This is a genomic window from Pseudomonas sp. UBA1879, assembly GCF_002338065.1.
Taxonomy (GTDB): domain Bacteria; phylum Pseudomonadota; class Gammaproteobacteria; order Pseudomonadales; family Pseudomonadaceae; genus Aquipseudomonas.
The window spans coordinates 224058-248579 of sequence record NZ_DDHJ01000010.1; the positions used below are offsets into that span (position 1 = coordinate 224058).

The following is a 24522-nucleotide window of genomic DNA, read 5'->3' on the forward strand; positions in this document are numbered from 1 at the left end:
ACAAGGCATTCGGCGTGTCAGGAGACGTGCACGATGCGGCAGCAAGGTGATCACCAAACCCTTGTACACCACAAAGCCCGTAGGAGATGTCGGAGGCACGACGGCCGCGACCTGGCGCGCAGCGGCAGCAAATCCTGCGCATGCGGTGTGTCAGGGCGCATGCATCCAGCTTGTTGCAGGCAATGCGTCACTTACCGCTATCGCGGGAAAATCAGCGCGAAACAGATCCGCCCCTGTGTTGGCTGACTCACCGCCACGTCACCGCCATGCAACTGCATGATTGCCGCGACGATGGCCAGGCCCAACCCGTTGGAGTCCGAGCTCTGGTGGCGGGAGGCGTCGGCGCGGTAGAAGCGGTCGAACAGCTTGCCGAGGGCCGATTCGCTCAGCACAGGCCCCTGATTTTCCACCTCGATGCGCCGTTGCCCACGTTCATCGATCACCCGAATCTGGATCTCACTGCTTTCATCGGCATAGCGAATGGCGTTGGCCACCAGATTACTCAGGGCGCGGCGCAGCAACAGCGGATCGGCGTCGACCCGGGCCTCACCCGAAACGCTGAAGGTCATCTGCCGTTCCTCGGCCAGCCCCTCAAAGTACCCCGTCACCCGTTGCACCTCATCGGCCAGGCTCAGCGTCTGTCGATTGAGTGCGGCCTGGGCATCGTCGGCACGGGCGAGAAACAGGATGCTCTCGACCATGCGCGATATCCGTTCCAATTCTTCCAGGTTCGAAGCCAGCAGCATCTGATATTCATCGGCGCTGCGTGGTTGTCGCAGCGCCACTTGGCAATGCCCCATCAACGACCCCACCGGCGTGCGAATCTCATGGGCGAGGTCGGCGGAAAACTGGGTCAGGCGCTGATAGCCGTCGGCAAGGCGGTCCAGCATGCCGTTGTACGCATCGCTCAACTGCTGCAGTTCCACCGGCGTGTCATGGCTGTCCATGCGGCTGTCGAGGCGTGCCGGGGTGATGGCGGCGGCGTGATCGGCCATGCGGCGTAATGGACGCAGCCCTCGGCGCAACAACAGATACCCCAACCCGGCCGTCACCACGAACGCCAACGCGATCGCGATCAGGATGCGATTGCGGAAGTTGGCGAGTGTCGCCATCTCCTTGACCGCCAGATGCGCCGCAGTCAAGTGCACGATTTTGCCGCCGGAGTGCGCTTCCACCGTGGCCGCCCGCATGGGCACCTCCCCACTTGCCATTCCACTGCGCATGTCTTCGGCGCCCAGCGGTTGTTCAGCGCCAATCACCGGCATCTCCGGCAATGGCGCAAGCAGCGGATTGACGTTGATCACCGGCGGTTTGCCAGGCTCGCCGATCACGAAAATATCGTCCTCGCTGTCCAGCATGTTTTCGAACAACTGAGGGCTGCTGCGCAGGGTGTCGAGGGTCAGGTCGTAGTGCAGCAATTTGCGAAAGTGATCGAGCCGCGCCAGCACCGCGTGGTCGCTGCGGGTCATGACCGAAGCCTTCATGGTTTCGTAGAGGTACATGCCGGAACCGGCCACGGCCAACATCGCCACCACAGCAAACGCCAGGGTCGAGCGCAGCGTCAGAGAGGGCTGGCGTCGGGCTCGCATGGCCGCACCTCGCACACATAACCGATGCCGCGCACGGTGTGGATCAGCTTGACCGGATAGGGCAGGTCGATCTTGCTGCGCAGGCGTTTGATCGCCACATCGACCACGTTGGTGTCGCTGTCGAAGTTCATGTCCCAGACTTCCGAGGCGATCTGCGCCCGGGACAGCACGTCGCCCTCACGGCGCAGCAACAGGTGCAGCAGGGCAAATTCCTTGTTGGTCAGGGTGATCACCTGTTGCTGGCGGGTGACGCGGCGGCGCAGCAGGTCCAGTTCCAGATCCGCCAGGTGGAAATGATCAGCCTCACGCACCACGCCCCGACGCAGAATCGTGCGGATGCGCAGCAGCAGTTCGGTAAAGGAAAACGGTTTTACCAGGTAATCGTCGGCGCCCAGCTCCAGCCCGCGGATACGATCCTGCAACTGGTCGCGGGCGGTCAGGAACAGCACCGGCACGTCCTGTTTGGCGCGCAGCACTTCGATGATCTGCCAGCCGTCGATGCCCGGCAGCATCACGTCCAGCACCAGCAGGTCGTAACGCTGCTCCAGCGCCATGTGCAAACCGTCGGCGCCGTGCTGGGTCCAGTCCACCTTATAGCCGGATTCGCTGAGGCCCTTTTTCAGGTACTCGCCGGTTTTGGTGTCGTCTTCGATGAGCAGAATGTGCATCGTGGGCAGGGCTCGCTTCACGTCGTCGGGACAGGGCGGACGTGCATCAGGTAATCGTCGACACGGCTGGATGCCGCGTTGTGTGCGGAGTTTAACCAACTGGCAACCCGCGGTCGGTTACATTTTTGTCATGGATCAGGCTGTGAGCGGTGCCGTGCCGTGAATGACAAAAATGTCATCGCCCGGTCATTGTCCGGTGCCGGTTGCCGGCGGAGTATGGCGGTCACCAAAACGCACTACGCTTCATTCAACTGCCCTCAAGGAACGTCACGATGAACATGAAGAATGCACTGTCTGCCACCTTCGGCCTGCTCGCCCTGAGCGCCGCCGTCATCGCCTCGGCCGCTGACATGCCCGTGGTCAAGCCGGTGCGCGGCACCATCGACAGCTTCGAGAACAACACCCTGAACTTCACCACCCGCGCTGGCGCCCACCAGAGCATCAGCGTTACCGACAAGACCGGCGTGCGTCTGGTCTCCAAGGGTGACATCGCGTCGATCAAGTCCGACAGCTTCATCGGCTCGGCGGCCACGCCACAGGCCGACGGCACGCTGAAGGCGCTGGAAGTGGCAGTGTTCGAACCGAGCCTGAAAGGCAGCGGCGAAGGCCACTACGGCTGGCAGAACGCTGACGGCAGCACCGGGACCATGACCAACGGCACCGTCGGCAAACTGACCGGCACTAACGGCCACACCCTGAGCGTCAGCTACAAAGGCGGCGAAAAGCAGCTGGTCGTGCCGGATGACGTGCCAATCGCCTACATTCAAGCTGGCAAGCCCGAGCAACTGGTCAAAGGCGCCAAAGTCGTGGTGTTCCCGGCTGAAGACGGTAAGACCGCCCGTGGCGTAGCCGTTGGCAAGGATGGCTTCCAGCCGCCGATGTAACGTGATCGCGGTGTGCCTGCCGCACCGCGTTGCCCATTCGCCAGCAAGCCGGCTCCCACGGGCCGGGGTTGTCTTCGATTCTGATGACTGAACCCCTACTGTGGGAGCCGGCTTGCTGGCGAAGGCTGACGCCCAGGCACTGCTGCGCTTCAGGTTCTGAATGCAGTTTTGAGTCCCACGTGATGAGCCTCACACCATGAAAAAAACCAGAATCCACCCTTGGCCCATTCGCCTTACGCACTGGATCAACGCCGTCGGCATGGTCTGCATGTTTATGAGCGGCTGGGGCATCTACAACGCCTCGCCGCTGTTCCGTTTTTCCTTTCCTCGTGATTTCACCCTTGGCGGTTGGTTGGGCGGCGCGTTGGCGTGGCACTTCGCAGTGATGTGGCTGTTGGTCATCAACGGTCTGATCTACGTGTTGTACGGCGTGTTCAGCAAACACTTCAAACGCGACTTTCTGCCGGTGACGCCAAACGCCGTCAAACGCGATTTGCTGGACGCGCTGCGTTTTCGCCTCAAGCATGAGAAGGGCGTGTACAACGCGGTGCAACGGTTGATGTATTGGTTGGTGCTGGCGGCCGGTGTGTTGATTGTGGTTTCGGGGCTGGCGATCTGGAAACCGATCCAATTGCAGGAACTGACCGCGCTGTTCGGCGGGTACGATTTCGCGCGCTTCGTGCATTTCGGTGCGATGGCGGCCATTGGCGCGTTTGTCGTGGTGCACCTGGCGTTGGTGCTGTTGGTACCGAAAACCCTGTTGCCGATGATCACCGGCGGCACGCGTGTGATGGAAAGCGGGAAGGGCAAACATGATTGAGCCAAAAAAACGCGCGATCCAGCGCATCAAGCTGGAACCGGCGCAACAGATTCAGTTGGAAAACCTGCAACGCCGACACTTCCTGAAGGGTGGCCTGACGGTCGGCGCGATGGCCATGCTCAGTGGTTGCAACCTGCAGGACGGCGATCAGGTGGACAAGGTGCTGTGGAGCATGTCGCGCTTCAACGACCGGGTCCAGGCCTGGCTGTTCAGCGGTCAGAAGCTGGCGCCGACTTTCGCCAAGGAACAGATCCGCAACCCGTTCCCGTTCAACGCGTTCTACGGCGAAGATGACATTCCCGACCTGGACGTGGCGGACTGGAAGCTGGGTGTCTCCGGTCTGGTCCGCGACAAGGCCCCCTGGACCCTCGACGGCCTGCGCAAACTGCCCCAGCGCACCGACATCACCCGGCTGATCTGCGTCGAAGGCTGGAGTGCGATCGGGCAATGGGGTGGCGTGCCGTTGAAGACCTTCCTGGAGCATGTCGGGGCGGACACTACCGCCAAATTCGTCGGCTTCAAATGCGCGGACCGCTACTACTCGAGTCTGGACATGCCGACGGCGTTGCACCCGCAAACCCTGCTGGCGCTGGATTTTGGCGAGGTCGCGTTGCCCCCGAGCTACGGCTACCCCCTGCGCATCCGCGTGCCGACCAAACTGGGCTTCAAGAATCCCAAGCACATCGTCGAGATTTTCGTCACCAACGATTATCCGGGCGGCTATTGGGAGGATCAGGGCTACAACTGGTTTAGCGGGATTTGACGGTTGGACGTGGTTCATCTGTAGGAGCGTGTCGCGCATAAAAAAACCGCCTGCCGAGTGATCGGCAGGCGGTTTTTTTACGCGTTGAACTCAGTTCAAACCGAGCTTGCCGCGCATTTGCGACAGGTCTTCCGCCAGGGTGTTGACCGGGCCAGTCAGGGCCTTGCGGTCGTTTTCCTTCACCTTGTCATAGGTTTCGAAACCGCCATCCTTGGTTTTGTACTTCGCCAGGATCTTGTCCACGGTCGCGAAGTTCTTGTCGACTTTGGCCACGAACGCCTTGTCCGACTTCTCCAGCTGCGGCTTGAACAGATCGACGATCTTCTTCGCGCCGTCTACGTTGCCCTGGAAGTCATACAGGTCGGTGTGGCTGTAACGGTCTTCTTCACCAGAGATCTTGGTCGCCGCGACTTCTTCCAGCAGGGCAGCAGCACCGCCCACGACTTTCTCGGGCGGGAAGGTCAGGTCGGCAATGCGCGATTGCAGGTCTTTCACGTCAGCCAGCAGCTTGTCGGCGAGGGCTTCCTGACCTTTGGTGGTGTTCTTGGCGAACAGCGCGTGCTCAAGACGGTGGAAACCGGTGAAGTCTTCGGCTTCAACGCCTTTCTCGTGGTCGTCTTCGCGGGAGTCAATCGACTTGTCGAGGTCGTCGAACAGCTCGGCGATCGGCTCGATGGCCTCGTACGCCACGCGGGTGGTCGGGTACAGCTTCTTGGCGGTGGCCAGGTCGCCTTTCTTGATCGCGTCAGTGAACTGCTGGGTATCGGTGGCCAGCTTGTCGACGTTTTCAGTGACGTAGATTTTGTAGTCGGACACCGGGGTCACCAGGTCCAGTGGCGCCGTCGCCGCGAACACGGACGGGGTCTGCAACAAGCCAAGGGTAACCAACAGCGCGAGAGGCGACTTTTTCATGGAGCTCTTCCTGTGAGGTAAGGGTTGTCAGGCAGTTTTTGTTTTTACAGCGGAGGCAGCAGCCAGCAGCGACCGGCCGATGAAATCGTTTTTGTCCTTGACCCCCGGCAGGGTGAAGAAATAGCCGCCGCCGACCGGCTTCAGGTATTCCTCCAGCGGCTCGCCGTTGAGCCGGGTCTGCACGGTGATGAAGCCTTTTTCCAGGTCCTGCTGGTAGCAGATGAACAACAGGCCCATGTCCAGCTGGCCGTTCTTCATCACGCCGTTGGAATAGTTGAACGGGCGGCGCAGGATCAGGTTGCGCTGGCTTTCGGCCGTGCGCGGGTTCGCCAGACGGATATGAGCATCGAGTTTGGTGAGCTTGCCTTCAGGGTCTTTGGCGTAATCCGGAACATCGGTCTCGGTCTTGCCGTCCATTGGCGCGCCGGTCGGTTTGACCCGGCCAATGATGCTTTCCTGTTCCTGCAGCGGGGTGCGGTCCCAACGCTCGACCAGGTTGCGGATGACGCGCACCGCCTGGTAGCTGCCGTTGGCGGCCCACGCTGGCTCGTCGCTGCCCGCTTGCACCCAGACCACATCGTTCATGGTCTTCTGGTTGTTGGAATCCGGATTGGCCGAGCCATCGCGGAAACCGAGGAAGTTGCGCGCGCTCTCAGGCGGTTGACCCGGCTTGAGCGGGGCCTGGGCCGGTACGGTGCCTTCCTGTTTCCAGCGCACCAACAGCAAGTCCGGCAGGTTTTTCACGATGTCGCGCAGGGCGTGAATGTTGCTGTCCGGGGCGTTGGAGCAGAACTGAATGCTCAGGTCGCCATGGCAGCACGCAGCTTCCAGTGCGTCGTTGGGGAAACCGACCATGCGCTGCAGGCGCTTGGGCTTGACTGCTTCAAGGCCAAAACGCTCGTCGAACAGTGAATCGCCGACCGAGACAGTGATGGTCAGGTTGTCCGGGCTGACCACCGGGCCAAGGATGCCGGAATCCAAAGGCGGCAGTTTCGGGTCGACCTGAGGCACGGCACCGCCGGTCATCAGGAAGGCGATGCGCTCGTTGAGGGTGCGGAACAGACGCTCCAGGTCATCGGCGTCCTGGGCCAGCACGTCGAACGCGACCATCATCCCGGCAGCAGGACGCGGCGTGACGATACCGCTCTGGTGCACGCCATGGAATTCGTTGTGGTCCTGGGTCTTTTCGCTCTTCGGAGCCTCGGTCACCTGTGCCGGGGCGTTGGTGGCCGCCAGAGCGTTGCCGGTCAGGCTGGCACCGGCGATGGCGGCGCCAGCCGCGCCAAGGCCCATCAGGACACGGCGGCGGTCAGCGGAAATCGGGGCGTTGGTTTTATCGGAGTCTTTCATGTGAATGGCTTTCTTCGCTCGGGTTTCAGGGCCGGGCGGGCGCAGGGTGGCACCCGCCAGGGCACGCTTACAGGCCGGTGAGGCCGAGGGCCGGATCGATTCCATCGAGTGCATCGGCCAGCGCCTTGGCCTTGTCTGCTATCTGTTTTCGTTGTTCGGTGCTGACCTGGTCGTACGGTGTGTAGCCGCTGTCGGTCTTGAGCATCAGCAACTGGTCGTCGAGGGCCGTGCTGGCGTCGTCGATCTTCTTCAGCACGTCGCCCCAGTTCTTGGCCAGCAGCGGACGCAACAGGTCGACCACTTTGCGCGTGCCTTCCAGGTTGGCGGCGAAACCGCTGGCGTCGAGGTGGCTGTAACGCTCTTCTTCGCCGCTGCTGCGGATGTCGGCCAGGCTGCGCATGCTGCGCACGACCATGCTTGCCAATTGCTCAGGGGCGATGCTCTGAGCCAGCAGCTGGGTTTTCAGGGTCGCGAGGTCGGCTTGCAGCTTCTGCGCGACCGGGGACAGGCCGTCCAGGGATTTTTGCGCGAACAGGCCGAATTCCAGGCGGTGGAAGCCGCTGAAGCCGGGGTCCTGCTCGCGTTTTTCGAAGTAGTCGGCGCGGGCGTTGATCGCGTTATCCAGCTCTGCCAAGCGCTGCGCGGCCGGGGCGATGCGCTGATACGCAGCGCGGGCCGGGCCGTAGGCTTTCTGCGCAGCGGCCAGGTCGCCGCTGTCAATGGCCTGTTGCAGATCGGCCGTGGCGCGGATCAGCGCGCTGCTCTGGGTGCTGAGGTAGACGCGGTATTCGGACAACGGGCCAATGAACGCCACCATCGAAGGACGGGCCTTGGCGGCGGCTTCGGATTCGGCGGTCGGGGTCACGTGCAGCACGCCGCGAGGGTTGCTCAGCAGGCCACAGGTGATCGCGTAATCGCCGGGCTGTAGGTTGGCGTTAATGATCTGGCTCAGGCCCGGCACGATGTTTTCGCGTTCTTCGACCACCAGCACGCCGTCGAGGATTTCCCATTCCACGGCGCGCTCGGAGGCGTTGACGATGCGGAATGCGTGCTTGCCTGCGGGCACGGTGATTTCGTTCGGTTCGCAGCTTTTGGCGTTGATGGTCACCACGGTTTCATTGCCGCCGTTGGCAACGCGTTTTTTCTGCGCGGCCTGTGAGGCGAAATAGAACATCGCGCCTGCAGCGATCATCAGCAGCACCGAGCCTGCAACGGCAAATTGCAGGGCGCGTTTAGGCTTGGCTTTCTGGGGAGGAAGGCCGGTCTGACTGGTCATGGTTGCCCTTATTTATTCGGAACTGAAGAAGAGTGGCCGTGTTCATGGGCCGGGCGGGTGGGCAAACTCACCACCCGCGCCTGCGGCTTGAAGAACAGGAACAGCGCGAAGACGAGATAGGCCAGGTACGCCACCAGCACGCTGACGGTCGGCGCATCCTGATAACCGAACATGCCGGCCAGTACCGAGCCGGTCGGGCCGTCCATCGGCAAGGTCGCGCTGATGTCAAAAACCACGTCCTGGAAGTGGTTCCAGACCCCGGCTTCATGCAACGAACGCACGGAGTTGGCGAGAATGCCGGCGGCCACGACCAGGATGAACAGCCCGGTGTAACGGAAGAAGCGGCTGAGGTTCAGGCGCAGGCTGCCCTTATAAATAGCTACGCCGATGGCGACGGCGATGATCAGGCCGAACAGCGCACCCAGTGGACCGGAAGCGCCTTCGCTCTGCTGGAACACGGCGAGCAGGAAGAACACGGTTTCCAGGCTTTCACGGGCCACGGCGAAGAACACCATGGCGATCAACGCGTACGTCTGGTTTTTCGAGCCAGCGAGGGCGGCGTCCAGTGATTCGTGCAGATCATGTTTGACCGAGCGCGCGACCTTGCGCATCCACACAACCATCGAGCTGAGGATCACCACCGCCAGCAACCCGACGAGGCCTTCAAACAGCTCCTGCTGTTTCTGCGGGAATTCGGCGCTGACCATTTCCAGGCCACCGCCTACGAACAGCGCCAGCGCGGCCGCCAGGAAAACACCGATCCACACAGCGGGCATCCACTCGCCACGGCCTGTCTGTCTGAGGTAACTGGCAATGATGCCTACGATAAGCGCGGCTTCAATCCCTTCGCGCAACATGATCAAAAAAGGAACGAGCATTTATCACCGGAGTAAATCTGATAGGGTATGCAGCCTGAACGCGGTCGCAAGCCATTCGCATTCAGGCAATGTGTAACATAATGATACTCATTATTGAATGCGCATACTGGTTTTTTTGCAATTTTTAGGATTTGTGCAGGTGTTCAGGTGGGGTTCAGCCGGAGCAGCAGTGGCGAGCTTCGAGCCATAAGCTGCAAGCGATTTTGCATGCTCCAGGATTTCTGGTGTACACGGCTTCATTGTGGGAGCCGGATCGATGCGGGCGGCGATCCGACGAATGCGATTACCCTGATACATCCGTGGTGACGGATGCACCGTATTCGCCAGCAGGCCGGCTCCTACAGATCAGATCTGCTGAGTCAGTGACCTCTTCATCATTTCTACGAACTTTCCAGCCGCCGGACTCATGCCGATTCCCGTCCGGGTGATGAGCCCAATCTCCCGATTCACCCCCGCATGCTCGACCTGCACCTGCACCAGATCACCCCGACCTTCGTCGGCGGATTCCGGTAGCAATGTCATCCCCAGCCCCTGGCGCACCAGGGCCAGTACCGTGGACATGTAGTTCGCTTCCAGTCCCGGCGTCAGGGTCAGGCGTTCTTCGGCGAACAGTTGTTCGACCCGTTCGCGCACGCTGCTGTCGCGGCCGGTGAGGATGATGGGCTCGGCGGCGATGTCGGACAGTGTGATCGTCTTGCGTTTCGCCAGCGGATGGTCGAAGGGCACAAACAGGCTCAGGCGGTCCACCATCACCACCTCGAACGCCAGGCCGTGACCCATGCGCGCCCGCACTCCCAGCCCGAAATCCACCTCGCCCTCCCGCACCAGCGCATCGATGCGCTGCGCCACCACGTCCCGCAGGCGCACTTCAACGCCGGGAAACTGCTCGCGAAAGGTCTTGAGGATCGGTGGCAGGGCGCCGGAACACAGCGAGGGCAGGGCGGCCACCGTGACCACACCTCGGCGCAACGCTGCGAGGTCCCGCGAGCCGCTGACAATGTTGTCCAGATCCAGCAGCAGTTTTTCCATCGGCCCGCGGTTGTTCTGCCCGGCGGCGGTGAGGCTGACCTGACGAGGATTGCGTTCCAGCAGGGTGACGCCCAGCCATTCCTCCAGTTGCTGGATCTGCACGGTCAGGGCCGACGGCGAGAGGTTCAGTTCGATGGCCGCTTTGGCGAAGCTGCCGCTGTGGGCCACGGCGAGAAAGGCGCGGATGTGCTGGATCGAGTTTTTCAAAGGCATTTTTCTCCATTTGATCGCCGTGACGGATCGTTCCGGCGCGCTCGCCGGTCGATGCTTCGTTCTGTTTTTCCGAACGTCAGGCGCCGAACATTTCAATTTACAAAGCTTATCCGCGTTTCGATACTCGATGAAAACAACAACAGCTCGTTCCGCCGCCCGCCGGTCAGGGATGACAAGGACTCGCCATGCTCGCCACCCTCGGTGTCATCACCATTCTCTGTTTGCTCGCGGCTGTGATGAGCAAACGCCTCTCGCCTCTGGTTGCCCTGATCGCCTTGCCGATCATCGCCGCGCTCATCGGCGGTTTCGGTCTGCAAACCAGCGGATTCATCATCACCGGCATCAAAAACGTCGCCCCCGTGGTCGGCATGTTCGTGTTCGCCATTCTGTTTTTCGGGGTGATGACCGATGCAGGCATGCTCGACCCGATCATCGACCGCATCCTGCGCACCGTGGGCACGCGGCCGACGCGGATCGTCGTCGGCACGGCGCTGCTGGCGTTGCTGGTGCATCTGGACGGTTCAGGGGCGGTGACCTTTCTGGTGACCATCCCGGCGATGCTGCCGCTGTACACGCGCCTGGGGATCGATCGGCGGATTCTGGCCTGTGTCGCAGCGATGGCAGCGGGGGTGAATTTCCTGCCGTGGACCGGCCCTGTGCTGCGCTCGTCGGCGGCTTTGCATGTGCCAGTGGCCGAACTGTTCCAGCCGCTGATTCCGGTGCAGATCGTCGGTCTGGCGTTTGTTTTCATCAGCGCCTGGCTGCTGGGGCGTCGCGAAGAAAAACGTCTCGGCCTGGGCGCTGGCGCCATCGTCGATGTGGTGCCCGAGCGCGTATTGACCGAGCAGGAAGAGGTGCTGCGTCGCCCGCGCCTGTTTTGGCTCAATCTGCTGCTGACCGTTGTGGTCATGGCGGTGATGATCGCCGGCTGGGTCGATCCGGTGGTGATGTTCATGGTCGGCACCGTGCTGGCGCTGTGCATCAACTACCCCAATGTCGATGCGCAACGGGCGCGTATCGATGCCCACGCCAAGACTGCGCTGACCATGGCCAGCATTCTTCTCGCGGCGGGGGTGTTCACCGGGATCATGCAAGGCACCGGCATGCTCAAGGCCATGGCGGAGGTCGCGGTGGCGCAGATTCCGGCGGGCCACGGCAAGCTGATCCCGATGATGGTCGGCTTCCTGTCCATGCCGCTGAGCCTGCTGTTCGACCCGGATTCATTCTATTTCGGTGTGATGCCGGTGATCGCCGAAGTCGGCCGCGCGCTGGGCGTCGACCCGCTGCAAGTGGCTCAAGCGTCGTTGCTGGGCGTGCACACCACCGGTTTCCCGGTCAGTCCGCTGACCCCGGCGACTTTTCTGTTGGTGGGGCTGTGCAAGGTCGAACTGGCCGACCACCAGCGCTTCACCATCCCGTTTCTGTTTGGCGCATCGGTGCTGATGACCCTCACCGCCTTGCTGCTGGGAGTGTTTTGAATGAAGACCTTACGCATTGGCGCCGGCGCCGGTTATTCCGGTGACCGTATTGAGCCGGCTGTAGAGCTGGCCGAAAAGGGCGCGCTGGATTACCTGGTGTTCGAATGCCTGGCCGAGCGCACCATCGCCCTCGCGCAACAGGCTCGACTGTCGCACCCTGAGGCCGGTTACGACCCCCTGCTGAGCGAGCGCATGCGCCGCGTCCTGCCGTTCGTGGTGCGGGGGCGTGAACCGGGGCAAAAGCGTTTGCGGGTGATCACCAACATGGGTGCAGCGAATCCGTTATCGGCGGCGAACGAGGTGCGGCGTATCGCGACGGCGTTAGGTGTACACGGCCTGAAAGTCGCGGCGCTGACCGGGGACGACGTGCTCGCCCAGTTGGACCCTCAACAGCTGCTGGACAATGGCGCGACGGTCGGGGCATTGGGCGATCGGCTGATTTCTGCCAACGCCTATCTGGGCGCTGAAGGCATCGTCGAAGCGCTGAAGGCCGACGCCGATGTGGTCATCACCGGGCGTGTCGCTGACCCCTCGCTGTTCCTCGCGCCACAACTGTTCGAGTTTGGCTGGGCGCCCGACGACTGGGCACGCCTGGGACGCGGCACGTTGATCGGCCACCTGCTGGAATGCGCGGGGCAGATCACTGGGGGCTATTTCGCCGACCCCGGCGTGAAGGACGTGCCGGATCTGGCGCGGCTGGGTTTTCCGCTGGCCGAGATCGACGCCGAGGGTAGGGCGGTGATCAGCAAGGTCTTAGGGTCCGGCGGACGCATCGACAAGGCCACTTGCGCTGAACAGATGATCTACGAGGTGCACGACCCCAGCGCCTACCTGACTCCGGATGTGACGGCGGATTTTTCGGCTGTTTCCTTTGACGTCGTGGCGCCCAACGAAGTGCGTGCCGAGGGGGCGTCCGGTCGCGTTCGACCCGAGACGCTGAAAGTATCGGTAGGGTTTCTCGACGGATGGATTGGCGAGGGGCAGATTTCCTACGGCGGCCCCGGCGCGCTGGCCCGGGCGCAATTGGCGCGGGACGTGGTGCTGGGGCGGTTGAAGATCACCGGGGTGGCGTGCGAGGACGTGCGCGCCGACCTGATCGGCGTCGATTCGCTGCATGGTCTGGATTTGGGCTCGCGGGCCTCGGCTGAGCCTTGGGAGGTGCGTCTGCGGGTGGCCGCACGCTGCGCCGACAAATCCGAAGCCGTGCGCGTCGGCAATGAAGTGGAGACGCTCTACACCAACGGGCCCTACGGCGGCGGCGGGGCGACCAAGAGCGTGCGTCAGGTGGTGGCGGTGGCGTCGTTGTTGTTACCCCGCGAGACGATCACGCCGCAGGTTCATCTGGAGGACGCTTCATGAGCATCGTCAAATTGCGTGACCTGGCCCATTCCCGGACCGGCGACAAGGGCGATACGTCGAACATTTCGGTGATTGCGTTCAATCCTGACGACTACCTGCGACTGGTCGAACAACTGACGGCCGAGCGGGTGGCGGCGCACTTTGCCGAGCTGCTTGATCTGAAAGCAGGGAGCGTTCGGCGCTATGAACTGCCCAATGTGCACGCGTTGAATTTCGTCTTGCCAGGGATTCTCAAAGGCGGCGTAACCCGCTCGCTGGCCCTGGATGCCCATGGCAAGGCGTTGGGGGCCGCGTTGCTGGACATTGAAATTGCATGCGGACCTTGAGCCGGACGCGATCACGGTTGTGGGTGATTCTATGCTGGCTGGCAAACCGCCTTCGCCAGCAAGCCGGCTCCCACCGGACGTGCGTCGGCTGCACACCGCAATCCCCGTAGGAGCCGCCGGAGGCACGACGGCCGCTAAGAGGCCGGTACAGCCGCTGAATCCCTTTCGCCTCAAACGCCGTCTTCGCCAGCAAGCCGGCCCCCACCGGACCTGCGTCGATTGCACTTCCCCGACACACCACAGACCTCGTAGGAGCCGCCGGAGGCACGACGGCCGCGAGGAGGGTGACACAGTCGCTGAGTCTCTTACGCCTGAAACACCCTCTTCGCCAGCTGCGTAGACCCAGATGTCTACCGCGTATTCCTCAAAAACACCACATACCCTCGAAACCAGGGGCTGCTCTGTAAGTACCCGGGCGCATCCCATTCTCCGCCTTGCACCAACCCCACCTTGAACGGCATCCCCATGCGGCTCACCCGTGGCAGGTACGCCGCGTAGTCGGGGATGCTGCGCTGGCCCTGGTAGGTCTGCACCACCACCTCGTCCACCACGCCTTTCAGTTGCCCAATCGCTTCCGGGTCGGCGTTGCTGCTCCAGTCCATCAGCCCCGTGATGCTCAGCTTGTATCGCGCAGGCAGGCGCTCGCGCAGGTCTTTGAGGAAGGTCACGTACTCCTGCAAATAGCGGGTGCGGGCGTCGAAGTCGATCTGAATGCCGGTCACCCCGTTGCCCGCTTGCCGCCATCGCTCCACCTGCCCGAACAGCTGGCGATACACCGATTCAGGCCAGCGCAGGGTGTGGGCGCGGTAGACGATCCACAGGTCCTGCGACGGCAGCCGCTTCACGCTCATGCCTTGGGCGATGAAGTCGACCCGCTGTTTGTCTCGGCGGGGCGCGAAAATCTGCCCCTGCAACACATACAACGTCTTCGCCCGCGCCAGCACCGGCTGTGACGCGACGCCGCTCCACAGCCAGAACGCCTCGTAGTCCCTGGCGTCTACCGAGGCCCACGCCGAACCCCCTGTCAAAACGCTGAACAGCAGCCCGATCAACGCCCGACGCAGCGCTTTCATCACCAGTAATACTGCAACGTCTTGCCCCACATGGTGTTGGCGTAGGTGCTCTTCAATTGCTTGAACCACCCCTTGCGCACCGGCTGTGGGACGTCCTTGCCGCCGCAGCCGTTGTAGCCGGATGGCCCGTAGCAGTTGATCGCGCGGAATAACGCGTAGGCTTTCTCGTCACGCCCGGCCGTGGCATCGGCGATCACCGTTTGATAGCCGTCCAGACGGGAGAACGCCTCCCCCTTGAAGCCCGGCTCGCTGCCCCCGAGTTGTGAAACCGATGGACGTTGATCCAGCGGCATGCTGTCCAGACCGTTGCGCAGAATGAACTCGCCGAGGCAGTTCAGGCCTTTCGGGTCTTTAGCGTTGGCGTGCAGGGCGGCGGCGATCTCGCCGATGGCAGGGCAGACGTAGCCTGATTCAGCCTTTGCGCCGTTCCAGCGGAACAGCTGCAGGCTCTGGCCGTCGCCGTAGACGTAGCCCAATTGCGTGGTGAGTTTGCTGTCGGCGGGTTTTTCCGGCAGGGCCTTGAGGTCGTCGCCGAACGGCGCGTACTGACCGTGCAGCAGCTCTTTATAAAGGAGCACGAACTGCGCCGTGGCCTTCTCGTTGTCGCTGATGCCCTGAGCGATCTGCTGACGCAGCAGAGAGGCATCGGCCGCCTTGCCCAGCAGGATCTGACGCACTTGCGCGGACTGCACGGGTGAGTCACTGGCGAACACGTTCGGCAATTGGCCGTTGCGCTCGAAGTTGATCGCCAGCGCCAGTTCCAGCTGCTCCCGTTGCAGCGGCTGTTGCGCCAACGGCAGCAGTTTCAGCCACAGGCTCTGCGCGCCTTTCACATCTCCCGTGGCTTCCAGCGCCAGACCGCGCAGGGTCTGTTGACTGAAGGCGAAATAGTCGAGAGTCGCAGGCATGTCCTTGGGCAGGTGTTTCAGGGCCTCGGCCGGGTTTTTATCGAGGTAGAACGCGAACACTGCCTGCAGGTAATCGAACATCGCCGGTTGCTCGGCGAAGAGGGTTTTCTGAGCCAGCAGGGCGTCGCGGGTCAGCGGCGTTTGCGTGTCAGGCCGCATGAGCATCAGGTCGTGGGTGGCGGTGATCAGGGTCGCAGGCGTGGCGTCAGCCAAGAGCATCAGCAGCTTGTTGTCGGTCTCCTGAATCAACCCGTCCAGTGGCAGGTTGCGCTGATCGTCATGGGCGTTGGTCAACTGCGCGTTATAGTCCTGCGCCAGCGCATTCAGGTCTTTCGACAGCCAGTGGACCCGACGCATCAGGCCCTTGGCGGACTGTGCGTAGGCGCCGGTGGGGTAGGCGCTCAGGTAATGGTCGAAGGCCTCCGCGACCTGGGCAAATGGCGCGGGGTCGAGGCCCTCTTTCATCGTGCCGTACTCGTCGAAGGCGTCTTTCTGTGCATCGTTGAGCCGGGTGCGGGCGACCATGTACAGCGCCGTTTCCTTGAGCCACGGCTGAGCACTGTCGCTCAGGCTGACGAAGCCGGTTTCTGCCGCCGTAAAGCGCCCGCTGTAGAAATCCGACGCGGCTTGCAGGTAGGTCAGGAACGCCTTGCCGTTCGCCGACTGAATGTCCGTAGGCAGCAGCGCCGCCTGTTTTTCGCCTTCCCAGGTGCAGGTTTCCAACAGCTGCATGCGCGCGCGGGCCAGGGACTGACGCTCGGCGTCGGACAGTTGCGGTGCGTCGACGACGTGCTGAATGAACGCTGTGGCGCTGTCGTCGCTGTTGCTCCGGCAGCGGCTGCCTTCCCCTTGCAGAAACGCGTCGCCGGCGGTGTCGAGGCTGTCGCGTTTGAGGCCCAGTTTCTCCAGCAGCTCGCCCAGCGCGGCGGTGCTGGAGTGGTCGCCCTGATCCTCGTCGTCGGCTGAGCTTTCCAGACGCGCCACCGGGAAGGGCACGGGGCCAAAACCTTCGGCCATTTCATCGTCGGTCAAGTCATTGGGCTTGAGCGCCAGCGCCTTGCGGTCGGCGAGCAGCAATCGCAGGTTCACCCGGCTGTCGTTGGCGGGGCTGAGGAAGGCGAGGTTGTTGCAGACGTCCAGTGAATCGCGCAGCAGTGACCACGAGGGGTAACAGGAGTCGTCGCCGCTGGCCTGGGCGGAGCCGCAGAAGGTGATGCCGATGATCAGCGCAAGAGGGGTCAGCGAGCGGATACGCATGAATAATCCTTGATTTCACTACGCAGAAAGAGGGGGGCGCGGCGAATGATACAGATTGTTTTTAACACGCGGATCGGTGGCACTTTGATACGTACTCAGTCTGGCCGACGATGATTAGCGCTGTAGCAGCCCGCTTGCTGACGAAGGCGACATGCCAGATTACGGGAGTGTCGCCGACTCCACGCATTCGTCAGCAAGCCGGCTTCCACACTGACGAGTCGCGTACTTGGCCATTATTTTCAAAAAACATGTGAGGTACATCCTGCTGGCATCCGTGTAGTGAGAATCAGATGTGTTCCCTCCACTTCACGACACCGTAGGTGCCTCCGTTCATGACAGCTCAATCCGGTTTTTCCGTGCCTGCCTTGCCCGCCTTTCGTCCTCCTGTGCGGGGCGTGTGTTCGGTCACGGCGTTGCTGTGTTCCCTTGGCCTGAGCACGTTCGCCAGCGCCGTCGACATGCAGTTGGACGCGGTCAACATCGACGCCACGTCCCAAACCGACATCAGCGAAACCGAGCACAGTCGCATCCACTATCAGGCGAGGCAGGCCTCGGTCGCCACCCGCACCGAAACCCCGCTGGTGGAAGTGCCGCAAACCGTGAACGTAGTGACCAACCGGGTCCTCGAAGACCGCCAGCCGAACAGCCTCGACGAAGCGATCAACGCCGTCGGCGGCGTGAAGCAGGGCAACACCCTGGGCGGCACTCAGGACGCCATTCAGAAGCGCGGCTTCGGCACCAACCGCGACAACTCGATCATGCGCGACGGCATGCAGTCGGTGCGGGCGCGCAATTTCACGCCGACCACCGAGCGCATCGAAGTGCTGAAAGGGCCATCGTCGATGCTCTACGGCGTACAGGACCCGGGCGGTGTGATCAACGTCGTCACCAAAAAGCCGCAACTGGTCGATGCCCATTCCATTTCTGCGTTCGGCAGCAGCTTCGGCGGGGGCGGCGAGCAGATCGACCTGACCGGCCCGATCGGCACAAATGGCCTGGCCTACCGCGTCATTGCCGACCAGCAGAACTACGATTACTGGCGCAATTTCGGCAGCATCGACCAGTCGGTGATCGCGCCGTCGCTGGCCTGGTACGGTGACGACACCACGGTCTCGGCGGCCTACGAACACATGGAATATTCGGTGCCGTTCGACCGGGGCACGCAGATCAACACCAAGACCGGCAAGGTGCTGGACATCCCGCGCAACCGCCGTCTGGACGAGCCGTTCAATGTGACGACGGGCCGCGCCGATTCTCTCGATCTGCGCATGGATCATCGCCTCAACGACGTGTGGACCCTGCGCACCGGCTACGCCTACAGCCGCAACTATTACAACGACTACCAGTCCCGTTTCATCTCGGCCAACTACACCACCGGCGCCGTCACCCGACGCGGCGATGCCACCCGCGATGCGGTGCAATTCGCTCACACCGCCACCGTCAACATGCTGGGCAACCTGTACTGGGGCGAGGTGCGCCATGAACTGCTGTTCGGCGCCGATTACATGAAGAACGACCGCGACCTCGGCGACCTGTTTCGCAGCGCCAACAAGGTCGATTTCAACTACAACGCGCCGGTCTACGGCGTGACCCCGCAGCCGAGCGTGGTCAGCGCGCCAAACAGCGACCAGACCGATCACCTGCGCACCCACGCCTTCTTCGTACAGGACGCCGTGCACTTGAACGATCAGTGGATCGTCCAGGCCGGTTTGCGCTACGACGCCTTTGACGAAGTGACTGGCAAGGGCCGCCCGTTCGTGGTGGGTGCCGACGTCAAAGACAGCAAAGTCGTGCCCCGGTTGGGCCTGGTTTACCTGATCCAGCCGGACTGGTCGGTGTATGGCAGCTACACCGAATCGTTCCGCCCGAACACCTCGATCGCCGCGCCGATTGGCGACCTCCCGCCGGAAGAGGGCAAGTCTTACGAGATCGGCACCAAGTTTCAGAACGACGCCATCACGGCCACCGTCGCGCTGTTCAACATCAACAAGAAAAACGTGCAGACCAGCGAGCCCTGCGGCGTGAACGGCGCCGAGACCTGCACGCGGGTCTCGGGCGAGGTGCGTTCCCGAGGGCTGGAGGCCGACATCACCGGTCAGATCAATGAATTCTGGAGCCTCACCGGCAGCTACGCCTACACCGACACCAAAGTCCTGGAAGACCCCATCCTCAAAGGCGAGCCGCTGGACGGAGTGTCCAAACACACCGGCGCCCTCTACCTGACCCGCGACTTCGGCCAGGTCGGCATCGGTGATTTGCGCGCAGGCGCCGGCGCACGTTTCGCCAGCCGTTGGGGCGTGAACGACGGCGCCGGGACCGAATACCACCTGCCGTCCTCCAAAATCGCCGACGCCTTCGTCGCCTACAACATGAAGTTCGACGACCGCGACCTGACCCTGCAACTCAACCTGAAAAACATGTTCGACGAGAAGTACTACACCTCCGCCAGCGGCCTCGGCTCACCGGCCATCTCCATTGGTGAGCCACGGCAGTTGGTGGCGCGGGCCAAGTTGGCGTTTTGAGGCGAAGTCCTACGACCAGCTAGACATCTTGGCTGTAGGGCTTGTGCAGTACCCAACCTGATTGCCTTCATCGCTATTCGTTAATCCCTACGTGACGTCTGTCCTGCGGCTGACTTCGGTTTTGTTTTCACATTGTTAATTTTCTGGCCGGATTTCTTCGAGGCAGCATTAGCAATGATGGATGAGGGCACGGAACAGGTGAGGCCGGCGGTAGTGAATTGTGATACAGGGCTGGGCCAAGCGCTGATCGCGATGTTTCGGTCTCTGGACAGTGAACTGAGATTTGAACGTTCGCCGCCAGGATCACTCATCGTCGTGGTTTTCGGCGGGTGTGCGGTACACCTGTACACGAGCCATCGGGTGTCGACTGACGTGGATGCAGAGTTCGTCGATGTAGCCATTCCCTCCAGCATCAACTTGCGTGGCCTATTGGCCGCGCTGCCAGAAGCGTTTCAGGAAGAGGGCAGTGGTCGTGTCATGGAACTGACTTACGACCTCAACTTCAGCGCGTGCCTTGGGCCTTTGCATGAGGATTATCTGGAGCGCGGCGTGCCACTCGTTTCATTCGGCGCCGACTCTCCTTTACAAGTCTTGATTGCCTCGCCGGTCGATGTCGCGATTTCCAAACTGGGTCGCGGCACCGATCAGGACGTCAGTGATATATACGCTCTACTGCGTACCGGGTTCATCCTCGCCTCAGATTTCGAGCGCTTGGCGCTACAGGCGATTGATTGCTATGTTGGCAATCACGAACCCCCGACTTCGATCCTCAGGAATATCCTGGAGGATTATCTGGAGACTCCCAATGGCGAACCCTGCTGATCGCCACATTCTTTCTCGAGCGCTGGACGCCTTGAGCCGCAGTCCCCTGAGCGAGGCCGACGACGGCGCGTTGATCAGCGCTGCTCACGAGATCTGGTACGAGCAATCAAGTCTTGAGTCGGAGCTTCGGTTGTTTCTCTCGCATTCCCCTGATGAGGTTGGAGTGCGCAGAGCCGGGTATTTGATGGAGAGACTCACGCGCTTCACATGCCTCAGTGACGAGCGGGCGTCCGAAGCGTTGTATTCGTTAAGATTGTTGCTCTACAGGTATCGCAGCCATGACCAGGTCGACCGTCAACCGGGGGTGCGATTGCGCGAACGGCGTGATGAGCTGGCCGCCACTTGGGGATTGAGTGAGGGACTTGGATTGAAAGTCCAAATCCTTTTGCCCTACCAAACCCGTCATTACGCCGCCACACGCTTGACCGCTTTCAAATAATCCCGCGCCCTGCGCTCGCGTTATTCCAGTGCTTGTCCGCCCCACCTTTGTTAAATTCCCCTTCGGCGCACGTCTACTCCGGGCGGTGCCTGTCCCCCAGCGTTGAAACCGGAATCGTTCATGCCGAAGAAATCAGGCAGGTCGGCGGACCTTGTGTCGTCGTCCGAGCCGAAGAAAGCCTCCAGCCTTACGTTGATCGATGTGGCCAAGGTCGCGGGTGTTTCGCCCATGACGGTGTCGCGGGCGTTGCATCGGCCTGATCTGGTGAGCGAGGACACCCGTGAGAAGGTGCGCGAAGCAGTGCGCAAAACCGGGTATGTGCCGAATATGCTGGCCGGCGGTCTCGCCAGCAGCAAGAGCCGGCTGGTGGCGATTTTCCTGCCGACGATTGCCAACTCGATCTTTGCCGATACGGTGCAGGCGCTGATGGATCGGCTGACCCAGGCCGGTTATCAGACGCTGCTGGGCCTGACCGGCTACGACGCCGAGCAGGAAGAAAAGCTGCTGGAAGCGGTGCTGGGCAGGCGCCCCGACGGCATCGTGCTGACCGGTACGCTGCACACCGAATCCAGCCGAACGCGTCTGGCGCAGGCGGGCATTCCAGTGGTCGAGGCGTGGGACTTGAGTGAAGACCCCATCGACATGCTTGTCGGGTTCTCCCACGAAAAAGTAGGGCAGGACACCGCGCGGCACCTGCTGCAAAAAGGCTATAAGCGCTTCTCCGTCGTGGCCATCGGCGACCCTCGCGGTTTGCGTCGTTGCCACAGTCTGATCGCCGCACTTAATCAACACGGCATCGACGATGTGCCGATGGAAGTCCTCGCGCCGCCCGCCACGCTCCAAGTCGGGCGGGAAGGGCTGGCGAACCTGCTGGACCGCGGCGTCTCCACGGACATCGTCGTGTGCAGCTCCGACACTGTCGCTCAAGGTGTCCTGGCCGAAGCGGCCAGTCGCGGCCTGCGGGTGCCGGAAGACCTCGCCGTCATGGGTTTCGGCGATTTGAGCAGTGCGGCGCAGGTCTATCCGGCGCTGTCCACCGTGCGGGTCGATGGCAACCGCATCGGGTTGCAGGTCGCGCAGGCCTTGCTCGACCGCTTTCAAGAACACACCTCCAGCGCCACGCCCGTTCGCGTCGACACCGGATTTACCCTCATCGACCGCGCCAGTACCTGAACCTCGTTTTTCGATTGTCCGACAAACGTGATATTGAATGATTGCGCAATCAGTGTAGTATTTTCCCTCAAGGCATCTGCAGATGATCGGCAATGCCTTTTTTACTGGGCGGTAATGATTGCGCAATCATAAAATGTCGCGCACACACGGGCACGTCCAGACACAGGCGCGGGCTTCATCACGACAAGGAAAATAACAGTGATCTCCACACCACCGGTTTCGGCGAAGACCAATGTTCGCTATTTGATCCTTACGATGATTTTCATCGTGACCGTGTTCAATTACGTTGACCGCGCCACGCTGTCCGTTGCCGCTCCGTCGATGCGCACCGACCTGGGCTTCGATGCCATCACCATGGGCATCGCGTTCTCGGCGTTCGGTTGGGCCTACACCAGCATGCAGATTCCGGGCGGCATCGTGCTCGACCGTTTCGGGTCGCGTCTGGTGCTGGGCATGAGCCTGATCATCTGGTCGGCGCTGACGTACTTGCAGGGCTACGTCGATATGTTCAGTTCGGCGTTCGTCGTGCTGTTCGTCCTGCGCTTTTTGATGGGCGTGGCTGAGTCGCCGGCCTTTCCCGCCAACAACCGCCTGACCGTGATGTGGTTTCCGCGTCATGAACGTGGACTCGCCACAGCGATCTTCCAGTCGGCGCAGTACTTCGCATTGGCCGCCTTCACGCCGCTGATGGTGTTGCTGCTCAACAGCTTTGGCTGGCAGCACGTGTTTTTCTGGACCGGCGGGGCCGGCATCCTCATCGGCCTGTTGTGGTTCAAGCTGGTCCACGAGCCGCGCAAGGACAAACGCGCCAATCAGGCCGAGATCGACTACATCGAAGCCGGTGGCGGGCTGCCGAACATGGGCGACGTGAAGACCCCGTTCAGTTGGAAACGGGCCAAGGCCATCGGCGCCAACCGCATGATGCTCGGCGTGTATCTGGGGCAGTTCTGCCTGACGTCCATCACTTGGTTTTTCCTGACCTGGTTCCCGACCTACCTTATCGAAGCCAAGGGCATGACCATGCTCAAGGTCGGCCTGGTTGCGGCCATCCCGCCGATTGCTGGCTGTCTCGGGGGCATGATCGGCGGCGTCTGGTCCGACTGGATGCTGAAAAAGGGCTACAGCCTGACCGCTGCCCGCAAGACCCCGATTATTTGCGGGTTGTTGCTGTCCAGCACCATCGTCATCGCCAACTACACCCAGTCGATCCCTGTGGTGATCGGCGTGATGTCCCTGGCGTTCTTCGCCAAAGGCATCGGCAACCTGGGTTGGTGCATCGTCGGTGACGTCTCGCCAAAACGCTCGATGGGCATCAGCGGGGCGATGTTCAACTTCTGCGGCAACATCGCCAGCATCGTCACGCCAATTGCTATCGGTGTGTTGGTCAATCAGCTCGGGTCGTTCGATTCGGCGCTGATCTACGTCGGGGCCATGGGCCTGCTCGGCGCCTTCGCTTACCTCGTGATTGTCGGCCCCCTGAACCGTCTCGACCTCGACGATCTGGAAGACACGCCTGTGCCCGATCGGACCACCCGCAGCAAGAACGACGGTCTGTCCGGCCAACGCGTCTGATCACTCAGCCTCATAAGAATTCGTAAGGAGAATGCCATGTCTGTTCAATCCAACGCCCATCTGAAATCCGCCGATAACGACCAGATCGCCTGGGTCAAGGTGTCTTCGGTGTTCCTGCCGCTGTCGAACCCCATCAGCGACGCCAAGGTGCTGACCGGTCGGCAGAAGCCGATGACCGAAATCACCATTCTGGTGGCCGAAATCGAGACCACCGATGGTCATCGCGGCATGGGCTTCAGTTACTCGAAGCGGGCAGGCGGTCCCGGCCAGTTTGCCCACGCCAAGGAAATCGCCCCGGCGCTGATCGGCGAGAACCCCAGCGACATCGCCAAGCTCTGGACCAAACTCTGCTGGGCCGGCGCATCGGTGGGGCGTAGCGGTCTGTCGACCCAGGCCATTGGTGCCTTCGATGTAGCGTTGTGGGACCTGAAAGCCAAGCGCGCCAATCTGTCGCTGGCGCGTTTGCTGGGTGCCCATCGGGATTCGGTGCGTTGCTACAACACTTCGGGCGGCTTTCTGCACACGCCGCTGGAGCAGTTGCTGCACAACACCGATATGTCGCGGGAGAAGGGCATCGGCGGGATCAAACTCAAGGTCGGTCAGCCGGATTGCGCCATCGACCTGCACCGCGTGGCCACGGTTCGCAAGCACCTCGGCGATGACTTCCCGTTGATGGTGGACGCCAACCAGCAGTGGGATCGCCCGACCGCCCAGCGCATGTGCCGTCGTTTCGAAGAATTCAACCTGATCTGGATCGAAGAGCCGCTGGACTGCTACGACGCCGAAGGCCACGCCGCCCTGGCCCAGCAATTCGACACCCCGATCGCCACTGGCGAAATGCTCACCAGCGTCACCGAGCACGCCGAGTTCATCCACAAACGTGGCGCCGATTTCCTGATGCCGGACGCACCTCGGGTGGGTGGCATCACGCCGTACCTCAAGGTCGCGGCGATGGCCGAGCAGGCCGGGCTGATGCTGGCGCCGCATTTCGCGATGGAGTTGCACGTGCACCTCGCGGCGGCGTATCCGACCGAGCCTTGGGTCGAGCATTTCGAATGGATGGAGCCGATGTTCAACGAGCGTCTGGAAACCCGCAACGGCCGGATGCTGGTGCCGACCCGTCCGGGCCTGGGGCTGTCGTTGAGCGAGCAGGTCAAGGCCTGGACCGCGCAGACCGCCGAGGTCGGTTCCCGCCCCTGATTCATCACTGA

21 protein-coding genes are annotated in these 24522 nt (G+C 61.8%); 12 read left to right on the forward strand and 9 right to left on the reverse strand.

Annotation, left to right across the window (positions count from 1 at the left end):
• Positions 1 to 197 precede the first annotated feature (197 nt).
• Positions 198 to 1589 carry a heavy metal sensor histidine kinase gene (locus B3N48_RS10240; protein WP_296182924.1) on the reverse strand — a complete coding sequence of 464 codons (1392 nt, stop codon included), beginning with the start codon at positions 1587 to 1589 and terminating at the stop codon, positions 198 to 200.
• Positions 1562 to 2257 carry a heavy metal response regulator transcription factor gene (locus tag B3N48_RS10245; protein ID WP_296182926.1) on the reverse strand — a complete coding sequence of 232 codons (696 nt, stop codon included), beginning with the start codon at positions 2255 to 2257 and terminating at the stop codon, positions 1562 to 1564. The genes B3N48_RS10240 and B3N48_RS10245 overlap by 28 nt, the downstream gene beginning before the upstream one ends.
• A gap of 278 nt (positions 2258 to 2535) precedes the next feature.
• On the opposite strand from B3N48_RS10245, the gene B3N48_RS10250 reads away from it, so the two are divergent.
• The 3 genes from B3N48_RS10250 to B3N48_RS10260 all read left to right on the forward strand — a co-directional run bounded on the left by B3N48_RS10250 (position 2536) and on the right by B3N48_RS10260 (position 4724).
• Positions 2536 to 3141, forward strand: a complete 606-nt coding sequence (locus B3N48_RS10250) for a hypothetical protein (RefSeq protein WP_296183071.1) — start codon at positions 2536 to 2538, stop codon at positions 3139 to 3141.
• 196 nt (positions 3142 to 3337) lie between these two features.
• Positions 3338 to 3961: a cytochrome b/b6 domain-containing protein gene (locus B3N48_RS10255; RefSeq protein WP_296182929.1), complete on the forward strand. Its 624-nt coding sequence runs from the start codon at positions 3338 to 3340 to the stop codon at positions 3959 to 3961.
• Entirely contained in the window at positions 3954 to 4724 is a 771-nt protein-coding gene (locus tag B3N48_RS10260) for a molybdopterin-dependent oxidoreductase (protein ID WP_296182931.1), read from the forward strand. Before B3N48_RS10255 ends, B3N48_RS10260 begins: the two co-directional genes overlap by 8 nt.
• A gap of 90 nt (positions 4725 to 4814) precedes the next feature.
• Here B3N48_RS10260 and efeO (B3N48_RS10265) read toward each other — a convergent pair whose 3' ends face one another.
• The 5 genes from efeO (B3N48_RS10265) to B3N48_RS10285 form a co-directional block, all read right to left on the reverse strand.
• A complete protein-coding gene (efeO, locus tag B3N48_RS10265; protein WP_296182934.1) occupies positions 4815 to 5636 on the reverse strand; it encodes an iron uptake system protein EfeO in 822 nt (273 codons plus the stop codon).
• A gap of 27 nt (positions 5637 to 5663) precedes the next feature.
• On the reverse strand, positions 5664 to 6986 hold the full coding sequence (gene efeB, locus B3N48_RS10270; protein ID WP_296183075.1) for an iron uptake transporter deferrochelatase/peroxidase subunit: 1323 nt from the start codon (positions 6984 to 6986) through the stop codon (positions 5664 to 5666).
• A gap of 67 nt (positions 6987 to 7053) precedes the next feature.
• Complete coding sequence (efeO, locus tag B3N48_RS10275) at positions 7054 to 8262, reverse strand: iron uptake system protein EfeO (RefSeq protein WP_296182936.1); 1209 nt, start codon at positions 8260 to 8262, stop codon at positions 7054 to 7056.
• Between the two features lie 8 nt (positions 8263 to 8270).
• Positions 8271 to 9140, reverse strand: coding sequence for an iron uptake transporter permease EfeU (gene efeU / locus B3N48_RS10280; RefSeq protein ID WP_296182938.1), 870 nt, complete (start codon positions 9138 to 9140; stop codon positions 8271 to 8273).
• A gap of 345 nt (positions 9141 to 9485) precedes the next feature.
• Positions 9486 to 10376 carry a LysR family transcriptional regulator gene (locus B3N48_RS10285; protein WP_296183076.1) on the reverse strand — a complete coding sequence of 297 codons (891 nt, stop codon included), beginning with the start codon at positions 10374 to 10376 and terminating at the stop codon, positions 9486 to 9488.
• Positions 10377 to 10567: 191 nt separating this feature from the next.
• Here B3N48_RS10285 and B3N48_RS10290 point away from each other — a divergent pair, with 191 nt between their 5' ends.
• The 3 genes from B3N48_RS10290 to B3N48_RS10300 are packed head-to-tail and all read left to right on the forward strand — an operon-like array spanning position 10568 to position 13545.
• On the forward strand, positions 10568 to 11860 hold the full coding sequence (locus B3N48_RS10290) for a CitMHS family transporter (RefSeq protein WP_296182941.1): 1293 nt from the start codon (positions 10568 to 10570) through the stop codon (positions 11858 to 11860).
• Entirely contained in the window at positions 11861 to 13219 is a 1359-nt protein-coding gene (locus B3N48_RS10295; protein WP_296182944.1) for an acyclic terpene utilization AtuA family protein, read from the forward strand. It begins immediately after the preceding gene.
• A complete protein-coding gene (locus tag B3N48_RS10300; protein WP_296182946.1) occupies positions 13216 to 13545 on the forward strand; it encodes an AtuA-related protein in 330 nt (109 codons plus the stop codon). Before B3N48_RS10295 ends, B3N48_RS10300 begins: the two co-directional genes overlap by 4 nt.
• Positions 13546 to 13895: 350 nt before the next feature.
• Here B3N48_RS10300 and B3N48_RS10305 read toward each other — a convergent pair whose 3' ends face one another.
• On the reverse strand, positions 13896 to 14618 hold the full coding sequence (locus B3N48_RS10305) for a DUF3142 domain-containing protein (RefSeq protein ID WP_296182947.1): 723 nt from the start codon (positions 14616 to 14618) through the stop codon (positions 13896 to 13898).
• The gene (locus B3N48_RS10310) at positions 14618 to 16783 is read right to left on the reverse strand and encodes an outer membrane assembly lipoprotein YfiO (RefSeq protein ID WP_296182951.1); all 2166 of its coding nucleotides are present in this window, start codon (positions 16781 to 16783) and stop codon (positions 14618 to 14620) included. The genes B3N48_RS10305 and B3N48_RS10310 overlap by 1 nt, the downstream gene beginning before the upstream one ends.
• Before the next feature lie 386 nt (positions 16784 to 17169).
• Here B3N48_RS10310 and B3N48_RS10315 point away from each other — a divergent pair, with 386 nt between their 5' ends.
• The 6 genes from B3N48_RS10315 to B3N48_RS10340 all read left to right on the forward strand — a co-directional run bounded on the left by B3N48_RS10315 (position 17170) and on the right by B3N48_RS10340 (position 24511).
• Positions 17170 to 19305, forward strand: coding sequence for a TonB-dependent siderophore receptor (locus B3N48_RS10315; RefSeq protein WP_296183079.1), 2136 nt, complete (start codon positions 17170 to 17172; stop codon positions 19303 to 19305).
• 132 nt (positions 19306 to 19437) lie between these two features.
• Positions 19438 to 20127 carry a DUF6036 family nucleotidyltransferase gene (locus B3N48_RS10320; RefSeq protein ID WP_296182954.1) on the forward strand — a complete coding sequence of 230 codons (690 nt, stop codon included), beginning with the start codon at positions 19438 to 19440 and terminating at the stop codon, positions 20125 to 20127.
• Positions 20111 to 20566 (forward strand): hypothetical protein, encoded by a 456-nt coding sequence (locus tag B3N48_RS10325; RefSeq protein ID WP_296182955.1) that lies wholly within the window; start codon positions 20111 to 20113, stop codon positions 20564 to 20566. The genes B3N48_RS10320 and B3N48_RS10325 overlap by 17 nt, the downstream gene beginning before the upstream one ends.
• Positions 20567 to 20686: 120 nt before the next feature.
• A complete protein-coding gene (locus tag B3N48_RS10330; RefSeq protein ID WP_296182957.1) occupies positions 20687 to 21739 on the forward strand; it encodes a LacI family DNA-binding transcriptional regulator in 1053 nt (350 codons plus the stop codon).
• A 255-nt stretch (positions 21740 to 21994) separates the two neighbouring features.
• Positions 21995 to 23311 (forward strand): MFS transporter, encoded by a 1317-nt coding sequence (locus tag B3N48_RS10335; RefSeq protein ID WP_414704223.1) that lies wholly within the window; start codon positions 21995 to 21997, stop codon positions 23309 to 23311.
• 36 nt (positions 23312 to 23347) lie between these two features.
• A complete protein-coding gene (locus tag B3N48_RS10340) occupies positions 23348 to 24511 on the forward strand; it encodes an L-talarate/galactarate dehydratase (protein ID WP_296182960.1) in 1164 nt (387 codons plus the stop codon).
• The last annotated feature ends 11 nt before the right edge of the window (positions 24512 to 24522 follow it).